This window comes from Psychroserpens mesophilus (assembly GCF_050617655.1).
In the GTDB taxonomy this organism is placed as follows: domain Bacteria; phylum Bacteroidota; class Bacteroidia; order Flavobacteriales; family Flavobacteriaceae; genus Psychroserpens; species Psychroserpens mesophilus_A.
In genome coordinates this window covers 1-241 of record NZ_JBODQC010000448.1, presented here as the reverse complement: position 1 = coordinate 241, position 241 = coordinate 1, and the positions used below count along the sequence as shown (strand labels likewise).

Genomic DNA, 241 nt, shown 5'->3' with positions numbered 1-241 from the left:
CAAGCCGAAGCTGGCCGGCATCATGTACCGCATGATCCCGTCGGACAGCGCGCGCGAACTGGCGTTTACCTCCAACGAGATCGACGTGATGCAGGGCAAGCGCGAACAGCGCTGGGTCGAACGCTCGGCCAAGCGCGGCATGCAGGGCGACATCTACGAGCCGGCCGAATTCCGCACGCTGCACATCAACCGCAACATCAAGCCGCTCGACAACCTGAAAGTGCGCCAGGCGATCGCCGCC

1 protein-coding gene is annotated in these 241 nt (G+C 64.3%); it reads left to right on the top strand.

Annotated elements, in window-relative coordinates; genetic code table 11:
• Positions 1–241 (top strand): ABC transporter substrate-binding protein (locus ACRHNM_RS17945; RefSeq protein WP_431137993.1); only part of this gene is annotated, 241 nt, incomplete at both ends.